Here is a 17487-nt window from a genome sequence, read left to right as displayed (position 1 = left end):
GCCCAAAGGCGAGCAGACGTCAGTCGGTCAGCCGCATCACCGTGGCGATGTCGAGCACGCCGAAGCCGTTGAACCGCGTCACGGTCGCCGTCGAATAGGCGCCCATGCCATGGAAGACGACGAAATCGCCCTCTTCCATGTCGCCCGGCAGCGCCAGTTCGCCCGGCAGGCGATCCACGCTGTCGCAGGTGGGGCCGAAGACGATGCGCCCGCGCGGGGCGCCGTCGCGACGCTGGCCATGCGCATCGCGCACCTCGGTCCGGTCGATGATGCCGATCAGCGGCAGTTCGGCCAGTCCGCCATAGACCCCGTCGTTCAGGAACACGTGCGCATCGTCGCGGATCGCCCGCACCCGGGTCGCCAGCGTGAAGCTTTCGGCGACAAGACCCCGCCCGGGTTCGCAGATCAGCGCAGGGCGATCTTCGCCGAAGGCTTCGCCGGTCACGCGGTCGATCAGGTCAAAGATCGTTTCGACCTCGGGCGCGACGTCAATCAGGCGATGCGCGGGAAAGCCGCCGCCGACGTTCAGCCGGGCGATGCGCACGTCGGCGCGATGCGCGATCTCGGCCGCGGCGCGCAGGTAGGCGTCCCACGCCATGGGATCGGTGCACTGGGTTCCGGGGTGGAAGGTCAGCGAGGGCACGAGCCCCGCCTGGGCCACCATCGCCAGAAGCTCGGTCGCGAGCTCGGACGTCGCGCCGAACTTTGCGCCGAAGTCATAGGCGGCGCCGGCGACGGGCAGCTTGAACCGCACCGAGATTTCCGACCCGGCAGGCACCAGTTCGACCAGCTTGGCAAGCTCGGACCGGCTGTCGACCGAGAAGGAGCGCACGCCCAGTTCAACCGCCTCGGCAATCTCGCCGCGCGACCGGACGGGGTTGTTGTAGTGCATCGCTGCGCCGGGGGCGACGCGCCGGATCAGGTCGATTTCGAAAATCGAGGCCACGTCGAAGCCGCGGATCCCCGCGGCCACGAGGTTGGCGATCACCATCTCGTCGGGGTTCGACTTGACGGCATAGGTCACGAGGCCCGGAAAACCGTCGAGAAACCGCCGCGCGGTCGCCTGCAGCGTCGCGGGCGAAAAGAACAGGACCGGGTTCTCCGGCTCTTCCTTTGCAAGGTACTCGGACGGGGTAGCCCAGATCGTTTTCGAAAGCCCCATGAACTTGCCTCCAGCCATGAATGGCAGCCACCTCTTGCCCCGGCTTTACGGGTCGGGAGACGCTTGCGCGTGTCGCGAACCAGGCCAGGTGCTGACCCGGCGGGCCGCCCTTTGTTCCTGAAAGTAAGTGAAGCGCATATGGCGGCGAATCTCACCGTTGGAAAGGGTTGAATTGTCCGATTTCGTCGTTGAATTGACGAAAGTCTTGGTCATATTGTCATGTGTGGCGGGACGGCGCCGAAGGGATGGACATGGACGAACTCGATCAGAAGATCCTCGCGGCGCTGGCCGCCGACAGCTCGACCTCGACATCAAGGCTGGCGCGGCGGTTCAAGGTGGCGCGGTCCACCGTGCAGGCCCGTATCGAGCGGATGGAACGGACAGGCGTGATCGCCGGATACACTGTGAAGTTGGGGCAGGCCCTGACCCTGCGCCGGATCCGCGCCACCGTGCTGCTGCAGGTCGAACCGCGGACCACGCCGGGCATCCTGCAGCGGCTGAAGCCCATGCCCGAGATCGAAACGGTGCACACCACCACCGGGCGCGTCGACCTGATCCTGTCGGTCACCGCCGAGACGACGCAGGAGCTGGACGGCGTGCTGGACCGGATCGGCACGATCACCGGCGTGCGATCTTCGGAAAGCATGATTCATCTGGCGACGAAGTTCGACCGCGCCGTCTGACGGCACCGACCCGCCCGGCCCGGCTGACGGGGCAGAATGACGCGAAGGGTGTGGCACGCACGGCGCGTCGCGCACGCCCCCAGATACCCCAGCCCCAGCAGCATGGAACTGCCAGACAAAGAAAAAGCGCGTCCCCGAGGGGACGCGCTTTTCTCAAAAGCCGACGCGGCGCGACAGGCGGGCGTCGGAGTGGCTCAGGCGGCTTCCGCCTGGGCGGCGTGGCGGCGTTCGCTTTCCTCGCGCGACAGCGCGACCGAGGTGCGGACACCTTTCGATACGAACTCCATCAGCCCGGAAACGACCCGCTCGTTGGGATCGATACCGGCGCAGGACAGAACCTCGCGACCGTCACGCGACCGCGCCCAGCGGGCGATCTGTTCGGGTCCGTTGCCGTACTTCTTGTCGTCGGCGATGGCATCATCGAGCGCGGCCAGCACCACGGCGGCAAAGAGCTTGCGTGCCCGGTTGCCCTGTTCGTGGTTGAAAGCAGTGCCGTCAACGAAATCTGACATCTCGTCGTCCTTTGGTCTATTGCTCTTGCATTTTTCGGCGTGGCGTCCCTTATGCAAAATCCTGCGCCGATTCTGGTCTTCTCTTTCGGAATGCCCCCTATGCGCTCACTGCATGGCTAGCCCGAAGGCATCGCTAGACCGTCCGCCTTGTCAGCGTCTGATCCGCCAGATATAGAGGCGCGCGCCAATCCATCAACCTTTCGACACGGTTTTGCCCAATGCCCAAGATCAACGGTAACGAGATCCGCCCCGGTAACGTGCTGGAGCACAACGGCGGCCTTTGGGCGGCGGTGAAGGTCGACCATGTGAAGCCCGGCAAGGGCGGCGCCTTTGCCCAGGTCGAACTGCGCAACCTGCGCAACGGCTCGAAGCTGAACGAACGCTTCCGCTCGGCCGACAAGGTCGAGCGTGTGCGCCTTGACCAGAAGGACCAGCAGTTCCTGTTCGAAAGCGACGGCATGCTGACCTTCATGGATGCCGAGACCTTCGACCAGATCGCCCTGCCCGCGGACATCCTCGGCGAACGCCGTCCCTTCCTTCAGGACGGGATGACGATCACCATCGAATATTACGGCGACGAGGCGCTGAACGCGACGCTGCCGCAAAAGGTCACTTGCAAGGTCGTCGAGACCGAGCCGGTCGTGAAGGGCCAGACCGCCGCCAACAGCTTCAAGCCCGCCCTGCTGGACAACGGGGTCAAGGTCATGGTGCCGCCCTTCGTGGGCCAGGACGAGGACATCGTGGTGAACACCGAGACCATGGAATACTCCGAACGCGCCTGACCGTCCGCGAAGCGACGATATGCGAGGGGGCGGCGCCATGCGTCGCCCCTTTTTGCGTTTCACACTGGCCTCGCGGCAGACTGCCAGTGCCTGCCGGCCCGACTATCCCGGTGGCCCCTTACCCGACTCGCGTTTCGGTCCGACCGCCCCACTGCTGCGGCCGGGCCGTGTTTCCATGGGCTCAGCCGGCCCACGTCACCCGTGCGGCGCCCGCAGACAGCTCTGCCCCTTCCGCCCGGTCGAAGCGAAGATAGGCAATCCCGCGCCCCCCTGCCTGCGTGTAAAGCGCCCCCGCCGCGCGGTCGCTCGCAAGGATCGGGGTGCCGACGGGCGCCTCGCCCGAGACGTCGACCGTGGCCAGCCCCTTGCGCAGCTCGGTCTTGTGCTTCATCCGCGCCGTCACCTCCTGCCCGACATAACAGCCCTTTCGGAAATCGACCCCGTTCAGGCGTTCGAACCCCGCCTCCAGCGGAAAGGTCTCGTCGGGGATCAGCTCGATCCCGGTGGCCGGGATGCAATGCGTGACCCGCAGCGCGTCCCAGTCGGTCGCGTCCTCTTCGGGCAGGGTGGCCGCGTCGCCATAGGCCCGCCAGCCCAGGTCCGGATGACGCGGGTCGGCAAACGCCCCCTCGGGCGCCGTGCCGGTGCCGCGCGCAACGGAAAGACCCGAGGGCTCGATCGTGACCTTGCGCCTCAGCCGATACAGCGTCAGCCGCTGCGTCAGCCCCGCGACCAGCGCGGCCGAGGTATCGAGGTACAGCGTCTCGTCCCGGTCGAAGAGGAAGAAATCGGCCAGGTACTTGCCCTGCGGCGTCAAGAGCGCGGCATAGACAAGCCCGTCCTCGGGACCCGGCACCTTGTTCGTCACCAGATCCTGCAGGAACGCCCGGCGGTCGGGCCCGCCAAGCGCAAGAATGCTGCGCGCCTCGGAGCGAGGGTCGGTGGTGGCGGTCTGCGTCGCGTTGACGGTCGCGGGGTCTTCTGCGGGCAAGGTCATCGTCGGGCTCCCCATTCTGTGGTGCGTCCCTTAGATAGGGGTGCGGGCCGGTCACGTCACCCGCCCTGCCCGCCTGCCCCGACGCGAGAGCCGCCATGCCCGCCCCCCTGTCGATCGTGATCCCCACCCTCAATGCAGCCGACGCGCTGGCCGCTGCCTCGGTCCCTCTGGTCGAGGGCGTGTCAGAGGGTCTGGTGCGCGAGATGGTGGTCGCCGACGGCGGATCGACCGACGCGACACGCCGCGTGGCCGAGGATCTGGGCGCCGCCTGGGTGCCGGGCCCGGCGGGACGCGGTGGCCAGATCGCGCGCGGCGTGGCGGCGGCCCGGGGCGACTGGCTGCTGATCCTGCACGCCGATTGCCACCTGCCGCGGGGCTGGACCGACAGCGTCGCCCGCCACATGGGGCAAAGCCCCGAGCGTGCAGGGTATTTCCGCCTGGCCTTCCGCGCCACCGGCCTGCCGCCGCGGCTGGTCGCGGGCTGGGCGAACCTGCGGGCGGCGCGGCTAGGCCTGCCCTACGGCGACCAGGGGCTGCTGATCGCGCGCGACGTGCTGGCCCGGGCGGGCGGCGTGCCCGACCTGCCGCTGATGGAAGACGTGGCCCTGGCCCGCGCCCTTCGCGGCCGCCTTTCGCCGCTGGACGCCACCATCACCACCTCGGCCGAGCGCTACCTGGCCGAAGGCTGGCTGCGGCGCGGCGGTCGCAACCTAGGCCTTCTGGCGCGCTACCTCGCCGGGGCCGATTCCGACGAGCTGGCGCGCGCCTACGCCCCGCGCCCGCCTCGCTGACCACGCTACCCCGGTGCGGCCCGTCGGGCCCGGCGATATCGCGGAAATTTGCCCCGTGCCGCACGTGATCGTTTCGTGACAACGCCGGCCCGGGCCGTTAAGGAAGCCGCGACCGGCCCCGATGGATTCGGAGACCTTCCAAGCCATGTCCACCTGCCACCGCTCCCGCGCTCCCCTGGATCGCAAGGCGGCCGACCTTCGGTCAGCCGATGCGCATCTCCCGGCCCACCCGTTCGACGACGATACGCTGCACGAGGAATGCGGCGTCTTCGGCGTCATCGGGGTGGCCGAGGCCGCGAACTTCGTCGCCCTTGGCCTGCATGCCCTGCAGCACCGCGGGCAAGAGGCCGGCGGCATCGTCAGCCACGACCCCGAACAGGGCTTCAACTCGGCCCGCCGCTTCGGCTACGTCCGCGACAACTTCACCAAGGCATCGCTGATGGAGACGCTGCCGGGCGAGTTGTCGATCGGCCACGTGCGGTACTCGACCTCCGGCTCCAAGGGGCAGACCCAGCTGCGCGACGTCCAGCCCTTCTTCGGGGAATTCAGCCTCGGCGGCGCGGCCATCGCCCATAACGGCAACATCACCAACGCCGACGCCCTGCGGCGCGAACTGATCGAACGCGGCTCGATCTTCCAGTCGGCGTCGGACAGCGAGTGCATCATCCACCTCATGGCCCGCTCGCTGCAGCGCAAGGTGCCGGACCGGATGATGGACGCCCTGCGACGGGTCGAGGGCGCCTTTTCCGTCGTCGCGATGACCCGGACCAAGCTGATCGGCGTGCGCGACCCGCTGGGCGTACGCCCGCTGGTCCTGGGCCAGCTGGGCGACGGGGCATGGGCGCTCAGCTCTGAAACCTGCGCGCTCGACATCATCGGCGCCGAGTTCGTGCGCGAGGTCGAGCCGGGCGAGATGGTGGTGATCGAACATGGCGAGGTCACCAGCCACCGCCCCTTCGCCCCCACGCAGTCGCGGTTCTGCATCTTCGAACATGTATATTTCTCGCGTCCCGATTCGATCCTCGGCGGGCGGTCGGTCTACGAGACGCGCCGCCAGATCGGCGTCGAGCTTGCGCGCGAGGCGCCGGTCGACGCAGATATCGTCTGCCCGGTGCCCGACAGCGGCACGCCCGCGGCCATCGGTTTCAGCCAGGAATCCGGCATTCCCTACGCGATGGGGATCATCCGCAACCAGTACATGGGCCGGACCTTCATCGAGCCGACGGAGCAGATCCGCAACATGGGCGTGCGGCTGAAGCTGAACGTCAACCGCGCTCTGATCCGCGGCAAGCGGGTGATCCTTGTCGATGACAGTGTCGTGCGCGGCACGACCAGCCGGAAGATCAAGGAGATGATCTTCGATGCCGGCGCCGCCGAGGTGCATTTCCGCATCGCCTCGCCGCCGACCTCGTGGCCGTGCTTTTACGGCGTCGACACGCCCGAGCGGGAGAAGCTGCTGGCCAGCCACATGAGCGAAGAGGAAATGCGCGAACACCTGGGCGTCGATTCCCTCCGCTTCATCTCTCTCGACGGGCTTTATCGCGCGGTCGGCGAAGCTGGCGGGCGCGATCCGGCGCGGCCGCAATACTGCGACGCCTGCTTCTCGGGCGACTACCCCGTCGCGCCCTCGGACCGGATCGAAGGCGGTTTCCAGCTGAAGACCGCCGCCGAATAGGATGGGTCCCGGGCGCCGTCTTGGCCCCCGGACCGCATGCCGGACCACGGCTGATGCATCCACCAGCGAGTGGCCGCCCCGCCGGCCATGATCGCTCAACCAAAGGTCAGCTCCGGCGTGCCGGCGACGATCACGCCGATGCGGGCGGCGGGATACCCGGTCGCACCCAGGCGGGACAGAAGGTCGTCGGCCGTTTCAGGCGCCACCGCCGCCAAGAGCCCGCCGGCCGTCTGCGGATCGAAGAGCAGGTGCGCCGCAGGCGTATCGGGCAGCGTGTAGGGCATGACGAGTTCGGGCAGCGAGGCCCGGTTCGCCGAGTAGAGGGTGGACCGGACACCGCGCGCCGCGAGCTCGGCCGCGCCCGGCATCAGGGGCACCGCCCCTAGGTCGATCCGCGCCGCCACGCCCGAGGCCCGCAGCATCCCCGTCAGGTGCCCGGCCAGCCCGAACCCGGTCACGTCGGTCATCGCATGCGCCTGTCCCAGGATGTCGGCCGCCGCCCCCTGCCCGCGCTGCATTTCGGCCCAGGCGGCAGCCACGTCGGGCCCGCGGGCCTGCAGCGCCATCTCGGCGGCCAGGATCGTGCCCGAGCCCAGCGGCTTGGTCAGGATCAGCGCATCGCCCGGCCGCGCTCCGGCGAGTCCGATGGCGGGCCGGTCAAGCAGCCCGGTTACGGTGAAGCCTATGGACAGCTCTGTCCCGGTCGCGGTGTGCCCGCCGACGATCTGGGCGCCCTCGGCATCGAAGACCTCGTGTGCCGCAGCCATGATCTCGGTCAGCGTTCGGGCCTGAAGGCGCGGCGAGAGGGCGGGAAGCGTCAGCACGGGCAGCACGGCCTGCGGCGCGGCCCCCATCGCCCAGACGTCGCCCATCGCGTGCAGCGCGGCGAGGCGGGACATGACATAAGGATCGTCGGTCACAGCGCGCAGATGATCCGTGGTCAGCACCTGCCGCGTGTCTCCCATGCGCAGCACGGCGGCATCGTCGCCGACGCCCAGCTCGACATCCGCGCGCGTCACGCCGCCGGAGCCGAGCGCCGAGGCCAGCGTCATCTGCCCGACCTTCGCGCCGCAGCCGCCGCAGGGCGCACGGTCGCCCACCGCCTCGGCCAACCCCTGGGCGGCGCGGGCGGGCACGCGCGGACGCGGCATCGGGCTGAGGTCGGAAAGTCGCTCCATGAAGTGGCGGTCGATCCGGTCCTTCCAGCGCCAGAGCAACGGTGCGGCGATGCCGGTCCCCCAGCCGCCACGATCGGCCACCGCCCCGCGCCCGCCGGTTGACACGAGCTTGAGGTAGCGCGCCTGAGGCCGGAACCGCCGGGGTCTGCCCGCCCCCAGCGCGGCGCGCAGGTTGTGAAACAGCACCGGCGCGGCGCGCACCGCGTAGACCCCCGCCTTGGGTCGCGGTGCGTGGGTCAGATGTGCACAGTCGCCCGCCGCGAATATCTGCGGGTCGGACAGGCTGCGCAGCTGCGCGTCGACGGCGACGAACCCCTCGTGCAACGCCAGCCCCGTCCGCTCGAGCCACGCATGCGGCCGGGCCCCCGCCGCCGCGACGGTGAAGGCCGAGGCGACACGGCGGTTGTCACCGAGCGTCACCTCGTCGCCCGAGATACCGGCCACGAGCGTGCCCTCGATCACCGTGATCCCGGCCGCCGCCAGCCGGGCCCGGAGGGCGCGCGCGGCGCCGGGACTGGCGCCCGTCAGGGCGCGGTCACGATCGATCAGCGTGACGGGAAGCGGCCGGCCCGCCGCCCGTTCGCCGCCATGGGCGATGGCCAGGGCAAGCTCGACCCCCGCGACCCCGCCGCCGATCACCGCGGCCCCCGCCGCGGCCAGCCCGGGACGCGCGCCCAGCGCATCGCGATGCGCCGCCCAGGCGGCAGCGAAACGGTCGAGCGGCTTGGCTGCGTGGCCATGTTCGGCAAAACCCGGGATCCCGGTCATCTCTCCGTGGATCCCGATATCGAGCGAGGCCACGTCGAAAGCCACCCACCCACGTCCCGCGACATGCACGCGCCCGGCTTCGAGCGCGTCCGCCCGCCCCAGGATCAGGCGGGCGCCGGCGTGGCGGGCCAGCCGGACGAGGTCGATTTCAAGCGTTGCGCGGCTGTAGTGCCCCGCCACGAAGCCCGGCAGCATGCCGGTGTAGGAGGTCACGGGCGCGGGGTCGATCAGCGTCAGACGGGCGCCGGGCAGCGGGTCCATGCCCCAGCGCCTGAGCAGCAGGGCGTGGGCGTGGCCGCCGCCCACCAGCACCAGATCGCGGGTCTTCGGAAAATCCTCGCGCATGGGGCTAGGGGGCGATCCAGCCGCCGGCAAAGCCGTCTTCGGCGCGCCAGAGCGCCCGCAGGTGCATCTCCCCCGACAGGTCCAGCAGCTCGAGCTCTTCAACCTGCCCGCGCAGCAGCGCCAGACGCGCCCGCTCAGGGTGTTTCGCGTAGGCCTCGGGCTCCGGCAGCGGCGTGCCGGGCGGCGGCGCGCCGCCATAGTTCAGCCGCCGGTGCGCGGGCATCGCCTCCCACCGCGCGTGAAGGTCGGGACCGGTCACGACCGTTACCCGCAGCCGCAGGCGGAGCTGCACCGACCGGGCCGGATCCCACGCCAGCGCGGTGGCGCGCGGATCTGCCAGCAGCTGGGCGACCTTGGCCGTGGCCGCGTCGGTTTCGATCTCGATCACCCCGGCCGCGCGGTCGGCGCCGCGCAGCGCGACCATCCGTGCCTCAGGGAACCCGGCGCCATTGGTGGCGAGCGTCAGCAGATGCGCGGGGGCATGCGGGTCTGCCGCGCCTTCGTCCAGCATCCGCCACGCGGTCGCGAAGTGGCCGGCAAGATCAGTCATATCCCGTCATCTCCAGATAGCCCCGGCCGCCATGGCTGCCGCTAATCCGCATCGGGCCTTCCCAGTAGGCTACGGCCGTCGTCATCCAGGCCGCGTCGTTCACCGCCTCGACCCGGATGTCGACCCCCTTTTCCGGCAGGGCCAGCGACCATGCAACCGGCACCTGCCGTCCGGCCACCGCCGCCTCGCGTAGCGGGGCGATCCGCAGGGCCGTGCCGCCATAGGGGGTGGGCGTACCGTCGGCCGCGATCCACGTGGCCGAGACAAAGGGCGCCCCCTCCCCGCGCAGGCGGAAGGCCATCAACTTCTCGCCGCTGTCGAAGTTCAGCGAAAACCAGTCCCAGCCCGACTGATCCTCGGCCAGGGGTTGCGACGACCACTCCCTGTCCAGCCACGCGGTGCCCGATACCTGCTGCACCGCCGCGTCGCCCAGACGCAGCTGCCCCTCGGCCCGGTAGAAGGGCTGCGAGTAATAGCGACTGGCCTGCCCGGCGGCGGACTTCACCGAATAGCCGCCCTCGCCCTGCGGCACCACCGGGCCGTCGGCGGCAAGCGTCAGGGCGTAAGAGAACGCGTCGCCGCGCGCCACCATCTCGACCCGATCGGGCGTGGGCCCGGTCAGCCGCCAGTCGTCGATCCAGGCGCCGAAGGGCTGAACCGACGCGCCCGCCTGCCCGGTGCCGCCACGCGCCAGCCTCTCGGCAGAAAGATGGACCTCGGGCGTCGTCACCGCGGCGTGGCCCATCCAGGCCTGCTGCGCGGCCCACGGCCCCTCGGGCCCCGCCCCCGGCGGCGCGAGGGCCGAGCGGAAGAGCGTCCATTGCACGCCGCAGTCGCGCCCCGCGGCGTCGCGCAGGTTGGCGGTGACGTACCACCACTCGATCCGGAACTCGGGGTGTGGCCCGTGGTCGGCGGGAAAGTCGAAGGGCCCGGGGCGCGGCATGGCGTACCCCCTCGCCCCGGTGCCGAGCCCGGCAAAACCCTGCGCCCGCGCCGTGACCGGAAGCGTCAGCAGGCCCGTCAGGACAAGGCGGCGGTCAACGCTCACTGGCAAACACCTTCAGCAGCTCTCCGGGCGGCAGGGTGGCGATCCGCCGCGCGGGCCAGAGGCTCGCCACCGCGCCGGCCAGGCAGGCCAGCGCGAAAAGGCGCAGCCAGTCGAGCGGGAAGAGGTGCATCGGCAGGCGCCATCCGAACGCCTCGACATTGATAACGGCCAGCAGGACATAGGCCAAGGCAAGGCCCAGCGGCAACGCGGCCAGCGCGGTCAGCGCCGCCAGCATCACCGCGCGCCCAAGCTCCAGCATCGCAAGCCGCCGCCGGGTCAGACCCAGCGCCCAGACAGGGGCCAGCTGCGGCAGGCGCATGCCCGCGAGCGTCAGCAGCGACGTCAGGATCGCGAAGCCCGCAACCGACAGGGTAAGCACGTTGAGCGCGCCCGTCACGGTAAAGGTCCGCTCGAAGATCCGCAGCGACTCGGCCTTCAGCGCACGCTGGTCGACGATCTCGACCCCCGACCCGTAGCGGTCCCGCAGCGCGTCGGCGAGGGCTGGTGCATCCCCCGGCGGCAGGCGCAGGCCGAACCGCGCGGGCGTGATATCGGGGTAGCGTGTGGCGAATGCGTCCATCCCCATCAGCACCTGCGGCAAGGGGTTGCCATAGTCGCTGTAGACGCCCGCGACCTGCCAGTCCTCTCCCGCCACAGGCAGGGTATCGCCGGGGGCCAGCTCCTGCGCACGCGAAAGCTGTTCGTTGATGACCACCCCCTGCCCCGCGGCCACCTGGTCCCAGAGGTCGGACAAGCCCGTCAGGATCGGCCAGTTGTCGCGATAGGTGGCATCATCGGCCACCCCGTAAAGCTCGCCCGGGCGGCCGCCCAGCGTCACCCCGGTGCTGACGATGGGCAGGATCGCCCGCGTGCGCGGAGCGAGCCAGTCGCGCATTGCCCCGGCCTCGGCAGGATCGGTGGACGACACGTAGAGTTCGGCCGCCAGCCGCTGGTCGAGCCATCCGGTGAAGGTCAGCCGGAAACTCGCCACCATCGTGCCCACGCCGATATTGGCCGCCAGAGCCAGAAGCAATGCCATGAGCGCGAGGCTGAGCCCCGGCACCTGCTGGCCCGTGTCCGCCCAGAACCACTGCGCCACGGGCCCCCGGGCCCCTCGCGCGCCCAGCCGCAGCGCACCGCGGAGGATCAGCGGCAGGCACAGCGCCGCCCCCAGCATCAGCGCCCCCAGCATCGCGAACCCCGCGACCAGTCCGCGCCCCCAGAGGCCAAGGCCCAGCGCCAGGACGAGAAGCGCCAGGGCCCCCGCCGCCTGCAGCCACGCCCCCCGCACGCCGGCCATCGCCCAGGCGCGCGGCTGGGCGGGTGCCAGAACCGGCAGCCGCGCCACCTGCCAGAGCGAGGCGCCCGCCGCCAAGAGCGTGCCTGCCACCGCCACCCCGAGGCCCGACAGCCACCACGCGGGCGACAGGGTCAGCGTGCCCGCCACCTCGGCCCCGTAAAGCCCGCGCAGCGTGGCGGCCACGTCTGGCAGCAGCGCCGAGGCCAGAAGCCAGCCCAGCGCCACGCCCAGAAGTCCCGCGAAGACCGCGAGGATCAGAAGCTCGGCCAGCAGCAGGACCAAAAGGCGGCGCAACGGCAGACCCAGCGCGCGCAAGGTGCGAAACACCCCGCGTCGCTGCTCGAACGCCAAGCCAACCGCGCCACGCACGATGAACAGCCCCACGGCAAACGCCAGCAGCCCGAAGGCCGTGAGGTTGAGGTGAAAGCTGTCGGTCAGGCGCGAGATGTCCGCGTTCCCCTGCGGCGTCTGCAGCCGCAGACCGGGCGCCAGATCCGCTAATGTGTCCCCGCCAGGCCCGCCGACCGGCTCCCCGTTACGCCCCCCGATCGGGCCACCGATCGCGCCCCGGTCGTCGTCAGCGTGGTCTTCCAAGTCAGGAACCGGCCCCGTCAGGATCAGAGCGGTGGGCGCGGCGTTTCCCAAAAGCCGGGCGGCGACCGAAAGGTCGACGACCAGCGTGCCCGGCGCCAGCCCCGCGACCGCGCGCACCGGCGGCAGCTCCGCGCGCTCAGGGCCCTCTGCTTCCCGCAGCACCTTGTCGGGGGTGGCGTCCGAGGAGGCCGTGCCCTCGCCGGTCCCGCCCTCCAGCGCACGCGCCGTCTCGGGCGCGGCGAGGATCAGGCCCGGAGGGGTCAGGAACGCTGGATCATAGGCGATCTCGGTCGCCTCGGAGCTCTCCGCACCGCCCAGCATTCCCGGGCCAAGCGTGAAGGGATCGATCCCGGTTACCCGCATTGGCCCCGCGGGGGTGTCGATCCTGCCCTCGATCACCGGGGTCACCGGCCAGCCCGCGCGGCGCAGGACGGCGAAATCCTCGCGGGTGATGCCCTGCCCGCCACGGGCGACCAGCCGCGCCGCGCCGGCTCCGGCGACGGTCTGCGCCGCGGCATCGTAGCTGTCGCGCGCCTCGGCATTGATCGCCTGCACGCCGGACCAGAGCGCCGTCGCCGTGGCCAGCCCCAGAACCAGCGTCAGCAGCTGTAGCGGCCGGCGCCGCCAGTGCGACACCAGCGCCATCAGGGCGGCGCGGTTCATATCGCCTGCCCCGCCTCGAGCGTGACACGCCGCCCCATGGCCGAAGCGACGCGCTCGGAGTGCGTGACCATCAAGAGCCCCGCCTCCGTCTCGGCCACGAGGTCGAGCATCAGCGCCAGCACCCGCGCGCCGGTATCGGAATCGAGGTTGCCGGTCGGCTCGTCCGCCAGCACCAGCGCAGGACGCGCCGCCAGCGTGCGCCCGATCGCCACCCGTTGCTGTTGCCCGCCGGAAAGCTCCTCGGGGTATTTCGCAGTGTGGGCGGTGAGGCCCAGCCGCTCGGTCAACTCGGCGGTCCAGGCGGTGTCGTGCCGCCCGGCCAGCCGCGCCTGAAAGGCGATGTTGTCGGCCACCTTGAGCGACGGGATAAGGTTGAACTGCTGAAAGACCAGCCCCACGGCCGAACGGCGCAGCCGCGCACGCCCCGCGTCGCCCATCTGCGCAAGATCGGCGCCGTCGATCGCGATCCGCCCCGCGTCCACCCGGTCGAGCCCGGCGACGAGGTGTAGCAGCGTGCTTTTCCCCGATCCGCTTTCCCCGACCAGCGCCAGCGTCTCGCCCCGGTCAAGCCTCAGGCTGACCCCGCGCAGCACGTCCACCGGAGCCTCGGCGCCGGGAAAGGACTTTCGGATGTCGTCGACGACCAGCATGGCGGCTCCGCGGATCAGGGGCGTGACGAGGACCCTAGCACCCCGCCCGCCGCCGGAAAGGGGCCGCGGTGCCGCAGGGGTGGCAATGCCGCGCACGGAGGAAGGACACCGGTTGCCCGCCGGTCGCGCGCACAGGCGCTCAGACGTCGTCGCGGCCTGCGCGGCGAGCTGCGGGGGCGGTTGCGGGGCCAGCTGCGGAGTCGGGGCGGGCGTGGCGCTCGGGCTTCCAGCGGCGATGGATCCAGAACCACTGTGCCAGGTCCTGCCGCACAAAGGCCTCAAGACGGCGATTGACCTCGGCGGTCATCTCTTCGGGTGTGGCGGGTGCGATCGGCGCATCGACCCGCATTTCGAAGGACAGACCGTCCGGCAACCGACGCGAGAACACCGGCAGCATCAGCGCATCGTATTGCAGCGCCCATTTTGCCGCCGACAGGGGTGACGGCGCGGGCTTGCCGAAGAAATCGAGACGCGCCCCGCCCGCCGCGTGGATATCCGTCAGGACGAACCCCGCGCCGCCCGACCTCAGGTGCTTGAGGAACCCGGCAAGCCCCTTGCGGGTGGTCGGAAACAGCGGCTCGCCCATCCCCGCAAGCGCGTCGCGGTAGTGCCGGTTGAACTGCGCAATCTCCATCGGCCGATAAAGCGCGGCGATCTTCAGCCCCCGCGTTTCAAGCGCAGGACGCAAGGCGGCGAAGTTTCCGGTATGGGCGGTAACAACAAGCACCGGCCGCCCCGCGGCCAGTGCAGCATCGAGCGCGGGCAGCCCCGGGCCGCTCAGCGGTGTGACGCGGGCGCGGGCGGCCAGCTCGGGGCCTGAATAGACCTCGATCAGCGTGCGGCCCACGTTGTCGGGCACGGCGCGGGTCAGGCGCCGCACCTCGTCCCGCGGCAGATCCGGCAGGACATGGGACAGGTTCGCACGGATGCGTTTACGCCAGCCCGCCGCGGGGGCCAGGACATGCGCGGCCAACCAGCCCATGGTGCGCACCCGCGCGCCGTAGGGCAGCAGCATGACCGCGCGCAGAAGCCCGCGCGCCACCAGGTCGGTCAGGTAATCGGTCCTAGAATTGCGTTGCTTCGGCATCCGCCCGTGCCTTCTGGGCGACGAGATCGCGCGCCGCCCGGGTTTCGCGGTGCCAGATATAGATCCCGGACCCCACGATCACAACCATGCCCACCCAGGTCGCCGCATCCGGGAAATCGCCGAACAGCACGACGCCCCAGAACGCCGCTGCCAGCACCTGCACGTAGGAGAACGGTGCGATCAGCCCGGCTTCGGCGGCCGAGTAGGCGCGGATCAGGAACATCTGGCCGGTCAGCCCGATCCCGCCGATCAGCACCATGCCGCAGGCCGCCGCAAACCCGGGTGGCGTCCAGAAGAAGGGCACCGCCACCGTCAGGATCAACGTCCCGAACAGCGCCGAATAGAAAAGCGACGTCCAGACATCCTCGTCCAGCCCCACGAAGCGGGTGACCAGCGCATAGCCCGCGAAGGAGAACGCGGCGCAGAGCGGCAGGATCGAGGCGGGTTGGAACACCTCGGACCCAGGGCGGATCACGATGAGCGCACCGACCAGCGCGGCCAGCACCCCCAGGAGGCGGCGCAGCCCAATCCCCTCGCCCAGGAAAAGTGCCGCGCCCAGCGTCACCAGAACCGGGTTCAGGTCGACGATCGCGGTGGATTCGGCCAGCCCCAGCGACCGGATCCCGAAAAAGAAGAAGGTGGTCGCCGAAACCACGAAGACCGACCGCAGGAACTGCAGTTTCGGATAGCGGGTGCGCACCACCTGCCGCAGCCGCGGCCCGACGAGCACCAGCACGAAAAGCGTCTGCCCCAGGTACCGCGCCCAGAGCACCATCACCGTGTCGACCTGCGACGACAAAAGCTTGGCCGTCGCGTCCATCGTGCTCATCGAGATCATCGCGCAGATCATGAAGAAGATGCCGCGCGCCTCGGGCCCGAGCCTGTCGAGGGCGCTCACCGGCCGCCCCCTGCGCGGATGCGCCAGACAGGGCGCATCGGCGATGGCGCGGACACCGTCAGGCGGTGTGGGGCTGGTGACACGGGCATGGGCGGGGCTCCTTCGGTCGGGCGGTAGGGCGTTCGGGCAGTCGCGCGCCGGGTCGGCCGCGGTATCGGACGGGTGGCGCGCGCGGTATCCGGCGGGCCGGACCAGTCACGCAAGCGGCGGACAGAGCGACGGCGCTGCCAGCCGTACCAGTCTTCTCAGATCGGTCCCCCCGGCTCAATGCCCCGCTTCCCCCCGCGGCCTGCCGGGGGTAGACAGCGAGAATGGCCCGCACCTTCTCATCCCTCTCCGAATTCCTGACGCCGGACTACGACACGATCATCGACGTGCGCGCACCGTCGGAATACGCCGAGGACAGGATCCCCGGCGCGATCAGCCTGCCGGTCCTGTCGGACGCCGAGCGTGCACGCGTCGGGACTATCTACACGCAGGAGGCTCCATTCAAGGCGCGCAAGATCGGCGCCGCCCTCGTTGCCCGCAACGCCGCGGCCCATATCGAGGGGCCGCTGGCCGACAAGTCCGGCGGCTGGCGGCCGCTGGTCTATTGCTGGCGCGGCGGGCAGAGATCGGGGTCCTTCGCGTCGATCCTGTCGCAGATCGGCTGGCGGGTCGAACTGGTCGACGGCGGCTATCGCAGCTATCGCCGCGCGGTGAAGACCCTGCTTTACGACACGCCGCTGGCGTCGCGGGTGGTCCTGCTGGACGGCAATACCGGCACGGCAAAGACCGACGTGCTGGCCGCGCTGCGTGACCGGGGTGTGCAGGTGATCGACCTCGAAGGTCTCGCCCGGCACCGCGGGTCGATCCTGGGCGGATGGGGGGCGGAGGCGCAGCCCTCGCAGAAAGGCTTCGAATCGCAGCTTGCGGCCGAGGTCGCGCGCCTCGACCCCGCGCGCCCCGTGGTGATCGAAGCGGAATCGTCGAAGATCGGTGGGCTGATCGTGCCGCCGGCGCTGTGGCACGCGATGCGCCCCGCGCCGCGCCTGGCGATTGCCGCCCCCGTGCCGGCCCGCGTGCGCTACCTGCTGGACGCCTATGCCGACCTGATCGCCCGCCCCGATCGCCTGGCCTTGCTGATCGAGGCGCTGAAGCCCCTGCAGGGGGCCGAGCGTGTCGCCCGCTGGCAGGGCCTGATCGCGGTCAAAGATTTCGCGATGCTGGCCGAGGAATTGATCGTGCATCACTACGATCCCCGCTACGGGCGCCAGCGGCAGGGCGGCGGCGAAACGGGCAAGACCCAGATCCTCGAGACGCCGGACCTGCACCCCGACGACATCGGACGTCTGGCGGACCGGATTGCCGAGGCTCTGCCCCGGATATAGGGGACCCGCCTTGGGCCGCGGAACCGGTGGGGACGCGTCAGGGCCGCGCCGGGCCCGGTCAGCTGTGCGAACGACGCCAGTTGCGGCGCTTGCGCTTGATCCAGTGGCGCAGGCGGATGGCGTTGCGGGCGATCACGGGCCGCAGGAAGGGAGCGTCGAGCGCCAACAGCATCAGCCCCAGCGGCAACATCCAAAGCCCGAGGATCGGCAGGAACGACAGAAGCCCGCCCACGATCAGCGTCAAAGCGATCGGCACCCGGACGGGCCAGCGGTTCGGCGCCAGAAGCGGGCGCACAAGGTGCCGGCTGGGCGGCACCGCACGCTGCATCACCGTGAACTGGCGACGCAGCCGACGCTCTTCGCGATCTGGCGGGGTGATTTTCATGATGGTTCCGATGGCCTCACCCTTGCAGATGGGCGGGCTGTGGCGCAAT

At 70.4% G+C, this 17487-nt stretch carries 16 protein-coding genes; 5 read left to right on the top strand and 11 right to left on the bottom strand.

What is annotated here, in order from left to right:
• Window positions 1–19: 19 nt before the first annotated feature.
• Window positions 20–1162, bottom strand: a complete 1143-nt coding sequence (locus tag EKE94_RS02530) for a type III PLP-dependent enzyme (protein WP_127905448.1) — start codon at window positions 1160–1162, stop codon at window positions 20–22.
• A gap of 251 nt (window positions 1163–1413) precedes the next feature.
• Between EKE94_RS02530 and EKE94_RS02525 the strand changes: the two genes are divergently transcribed.
• Window positions 1414–1845, top strand: coding sequence for an Lrp/AsnC family transcriptional regulator (locus tag EKE94_RS02525; RefSeq protein WP_127905018.1), 432 nt, complete (start codon window positions 1414–1416; stop codon window positions 1843–1845).
• A 194-nt stretch (window positions 1846–2039) separates the two neighbouring features.
• On the opposite strand, the gene EKE94_RS02520 is transcribed toward EKE94_RS02525, so the two are convergent.
• Complete coding sequence (locus EKE94_RS02520; protein ID WP_127905017.1) at window positions 2040–2357, bottom strand: DUF6280 family protein; 318 nt, start codon at window positions 2355–2357, stop codon at window positions 2040–2042.
• A 218-nt stretch (window positions 2358–2575) separates the two neighbouring features.
• Between EKE94_RS02520 and efp the strand changes: the two genes are divergently transcribed.
• Complete coding sequence (efp, locus tag EKE94_RS02515; RefSeq protein ID WP_127905016.1) at window positions 2576–3139, top strand: elongation factor P; 564 nt, start codon at window positions 2576–2578, stop codon at window positions 3137–3139.
• 181 nt (window positions 3140–3320) lie between these two features.
• Here the strand turns inward: efp and ygfZ are convergent, their stop codons facing one another.
• Window positions 3321–4136, bottom strand: coding sequence for a CAF17-like 4Fe-4S cluster assembly/insertion protein YgfZ (gene ygfZ, locus EKE94_RS02510; RefSeq protein WP_127905015.1), 816 nt, complete (start codon window positions 4134–4136; stop codon window positions 3321–3323).
• A 95-nt stretch (window positions 4137–4231) separates the two neighbouring features.
• Between ygfZ and EKE94_RS02505 the strand changes: the two genes are divergently transcribed.
• Together EKE94_RS02505 and purF are read left to right on the top strand one after the other, a co-directional pair.
• On the top strand, window positions 4232–4927 hold the full coding sequence (locus EKE94_RS02505) for a TIGR04283 family arsenosugar biosynthesis glycosyltransferase (protein WP_127905014.1): 696 nt from the start codon (window positions 4232–4234) through the stop codon (window positions 4925–4927).
• A 121-nt stretch (window positions 4928–5048) separates the two neighbouring features.
• On the top strand, window positions 5049–6602 hold the full coding sequence (gene purF / locus EKE94_RS02500) for an amidophosphoribosyltransferase (RefSeq protein WP_235855868.1): 1554 nt from the start codon (window positions 5049–5051) through the stop codon (window positions 6600–6602).
• A gap of 95 nt (window positions 6603–6697) precedes the next feature.
• Here purF and selD read toward each other — a convergent pair whose 3' ends face one another.
• From selD to EKE94_RS02465, 7 genes are all read right to left on the bottom strand, one after another.
• Complete coding sequence (selD, locus tag EKE94_RS02495; RefSeq protein WP_127905013.1) at window positions 6698–8893, bottom strand: selenide, water dikinase SelD; 2196 nt, start codon at window positions 8891–8893, stop codon at window positions 6698–6700.
• 4 nt (window positions 8894–8897) lie between these two features.
• Window positions 8898–9443, bottom strand: a complete 546-nt coding sequence (locus EKE94_RS02490; protein WP_127905012.1) for a PNPOx family protein — start codon at window positions 9441–9443, stop codon at window positions 8898–8900.
• Window positions 9436–10497 carry a lipocalin-like domain-containing protein gene (locus EKE94_RS02485; protein ID WP_407940858.1) on the bottom strand — a complete coding sequence of 354 codons (1062 nt, stop codon included), beginning with the start codon at window positions 10495–10497 and terminating at the stop codon, window positions 9436–9438. The genes EKE94_RS02490 and EKE94_RS02485 overlap by 8 nt, the downstream gene beginning before the upstream one ends.
• Window positions 10481–13048: an ABC transporter permease gene (locus EKE94_RS02480; protein ID WP_127905011.1), complete on the bottom strand. Its 2568-nt coding sequence runs from the start codon at window positions 13046–13048 to the stop codon at window positions 10481–10483. The genes EKE94_RS02485 and EKE94_RS02480 overlap by 17 nt, the downstream gene beginning before the upstream one ends.
• Entirely contained in the window at window positions 13045–13698 is a 654-nt protein-coding gene (locus EKE94_RS02475; protein ID WP_127905010.1) for an ABC transporter ATP-binding protein, read from the bottom strand. Before EKE94_RS02475 ends, EKE94_RS02480 begins: the two co-directional genes overlap by 4 nt.
• 139 nt (window positions 13699–13837) lie before the next feature.
• Window positions 13838–14785, bottom strand: a complete 948-nt coding sequence (locus EKE94_RS02470; protein WP_127905009.1) for a lysophospholipid acyltransferase family protein — start codon at window positions 14783–14785, stop codon at window positions 13838–13840.
• The gene (locus tag EKE94_RS02465; RefSeq protein ID WP_235855866.1) at window positions 14763–15683 is read right to left on the bottom strand and encodes a DMT family transporter; all 921 of its coding nucleotides are present in this window, start codon (window positions 15681–15683) and stop codon (window positions 14763–14765) included. The genes EKE94_RS02470 and EKE94_RS02465 overlap by 23 nt, the downstream gene beginning before the upstream one ends.
• A 311-nt stretch (window positions 15684–15994) precedes the next feature.
• Here EKE94_RS02465 and mnmH point away from each other — a divergent pair, with 311 nt between their 5' ends.
• A complete protein-coding gene (mnmH, locus tag EKE94_RS02460; protein ID WP_127905008.1) occupies window positions 15995–17053 on the top strand; it encodes a tRNA 2-selenouridine(34) synthase MnmH in 1059 nt (352 codons plus the stop codon).
• Between the two features lie 58 nt (window positions 17054–17111).
• On the opposite strand, the gene EKE94_RS02455 is transcribed toward mnmH, so the two are convergent.
• Window positions 17112–17438, bottom strand: a complete 327-nt coding sequence (locus EKE94_RS02455) for a tryptophan synthase subunit beta (RefSeq protein ID WP_127905007.1) — start codon at window positions 17436–17438, stop codon at window positions 17112–17114.
• Between the last annotated feature and the right edge of the window lie 49 nt (window positions 17439–17487).

This window comes from Mesobaculum littorinae, assembly GCF_004011175.1.
In the GTDB taxonomy this organism is placed as follows: domain Bacteria; phylum Pseudomonadota; class Alphaproteobacteria; order Rhodobacterales; family Rhodobacteraceae; genus Tranquillimonas; species Tranquillimonas littorinae.
This window is presented reverse-complemented; position numbering and strand designations above follow the sequence as displayed.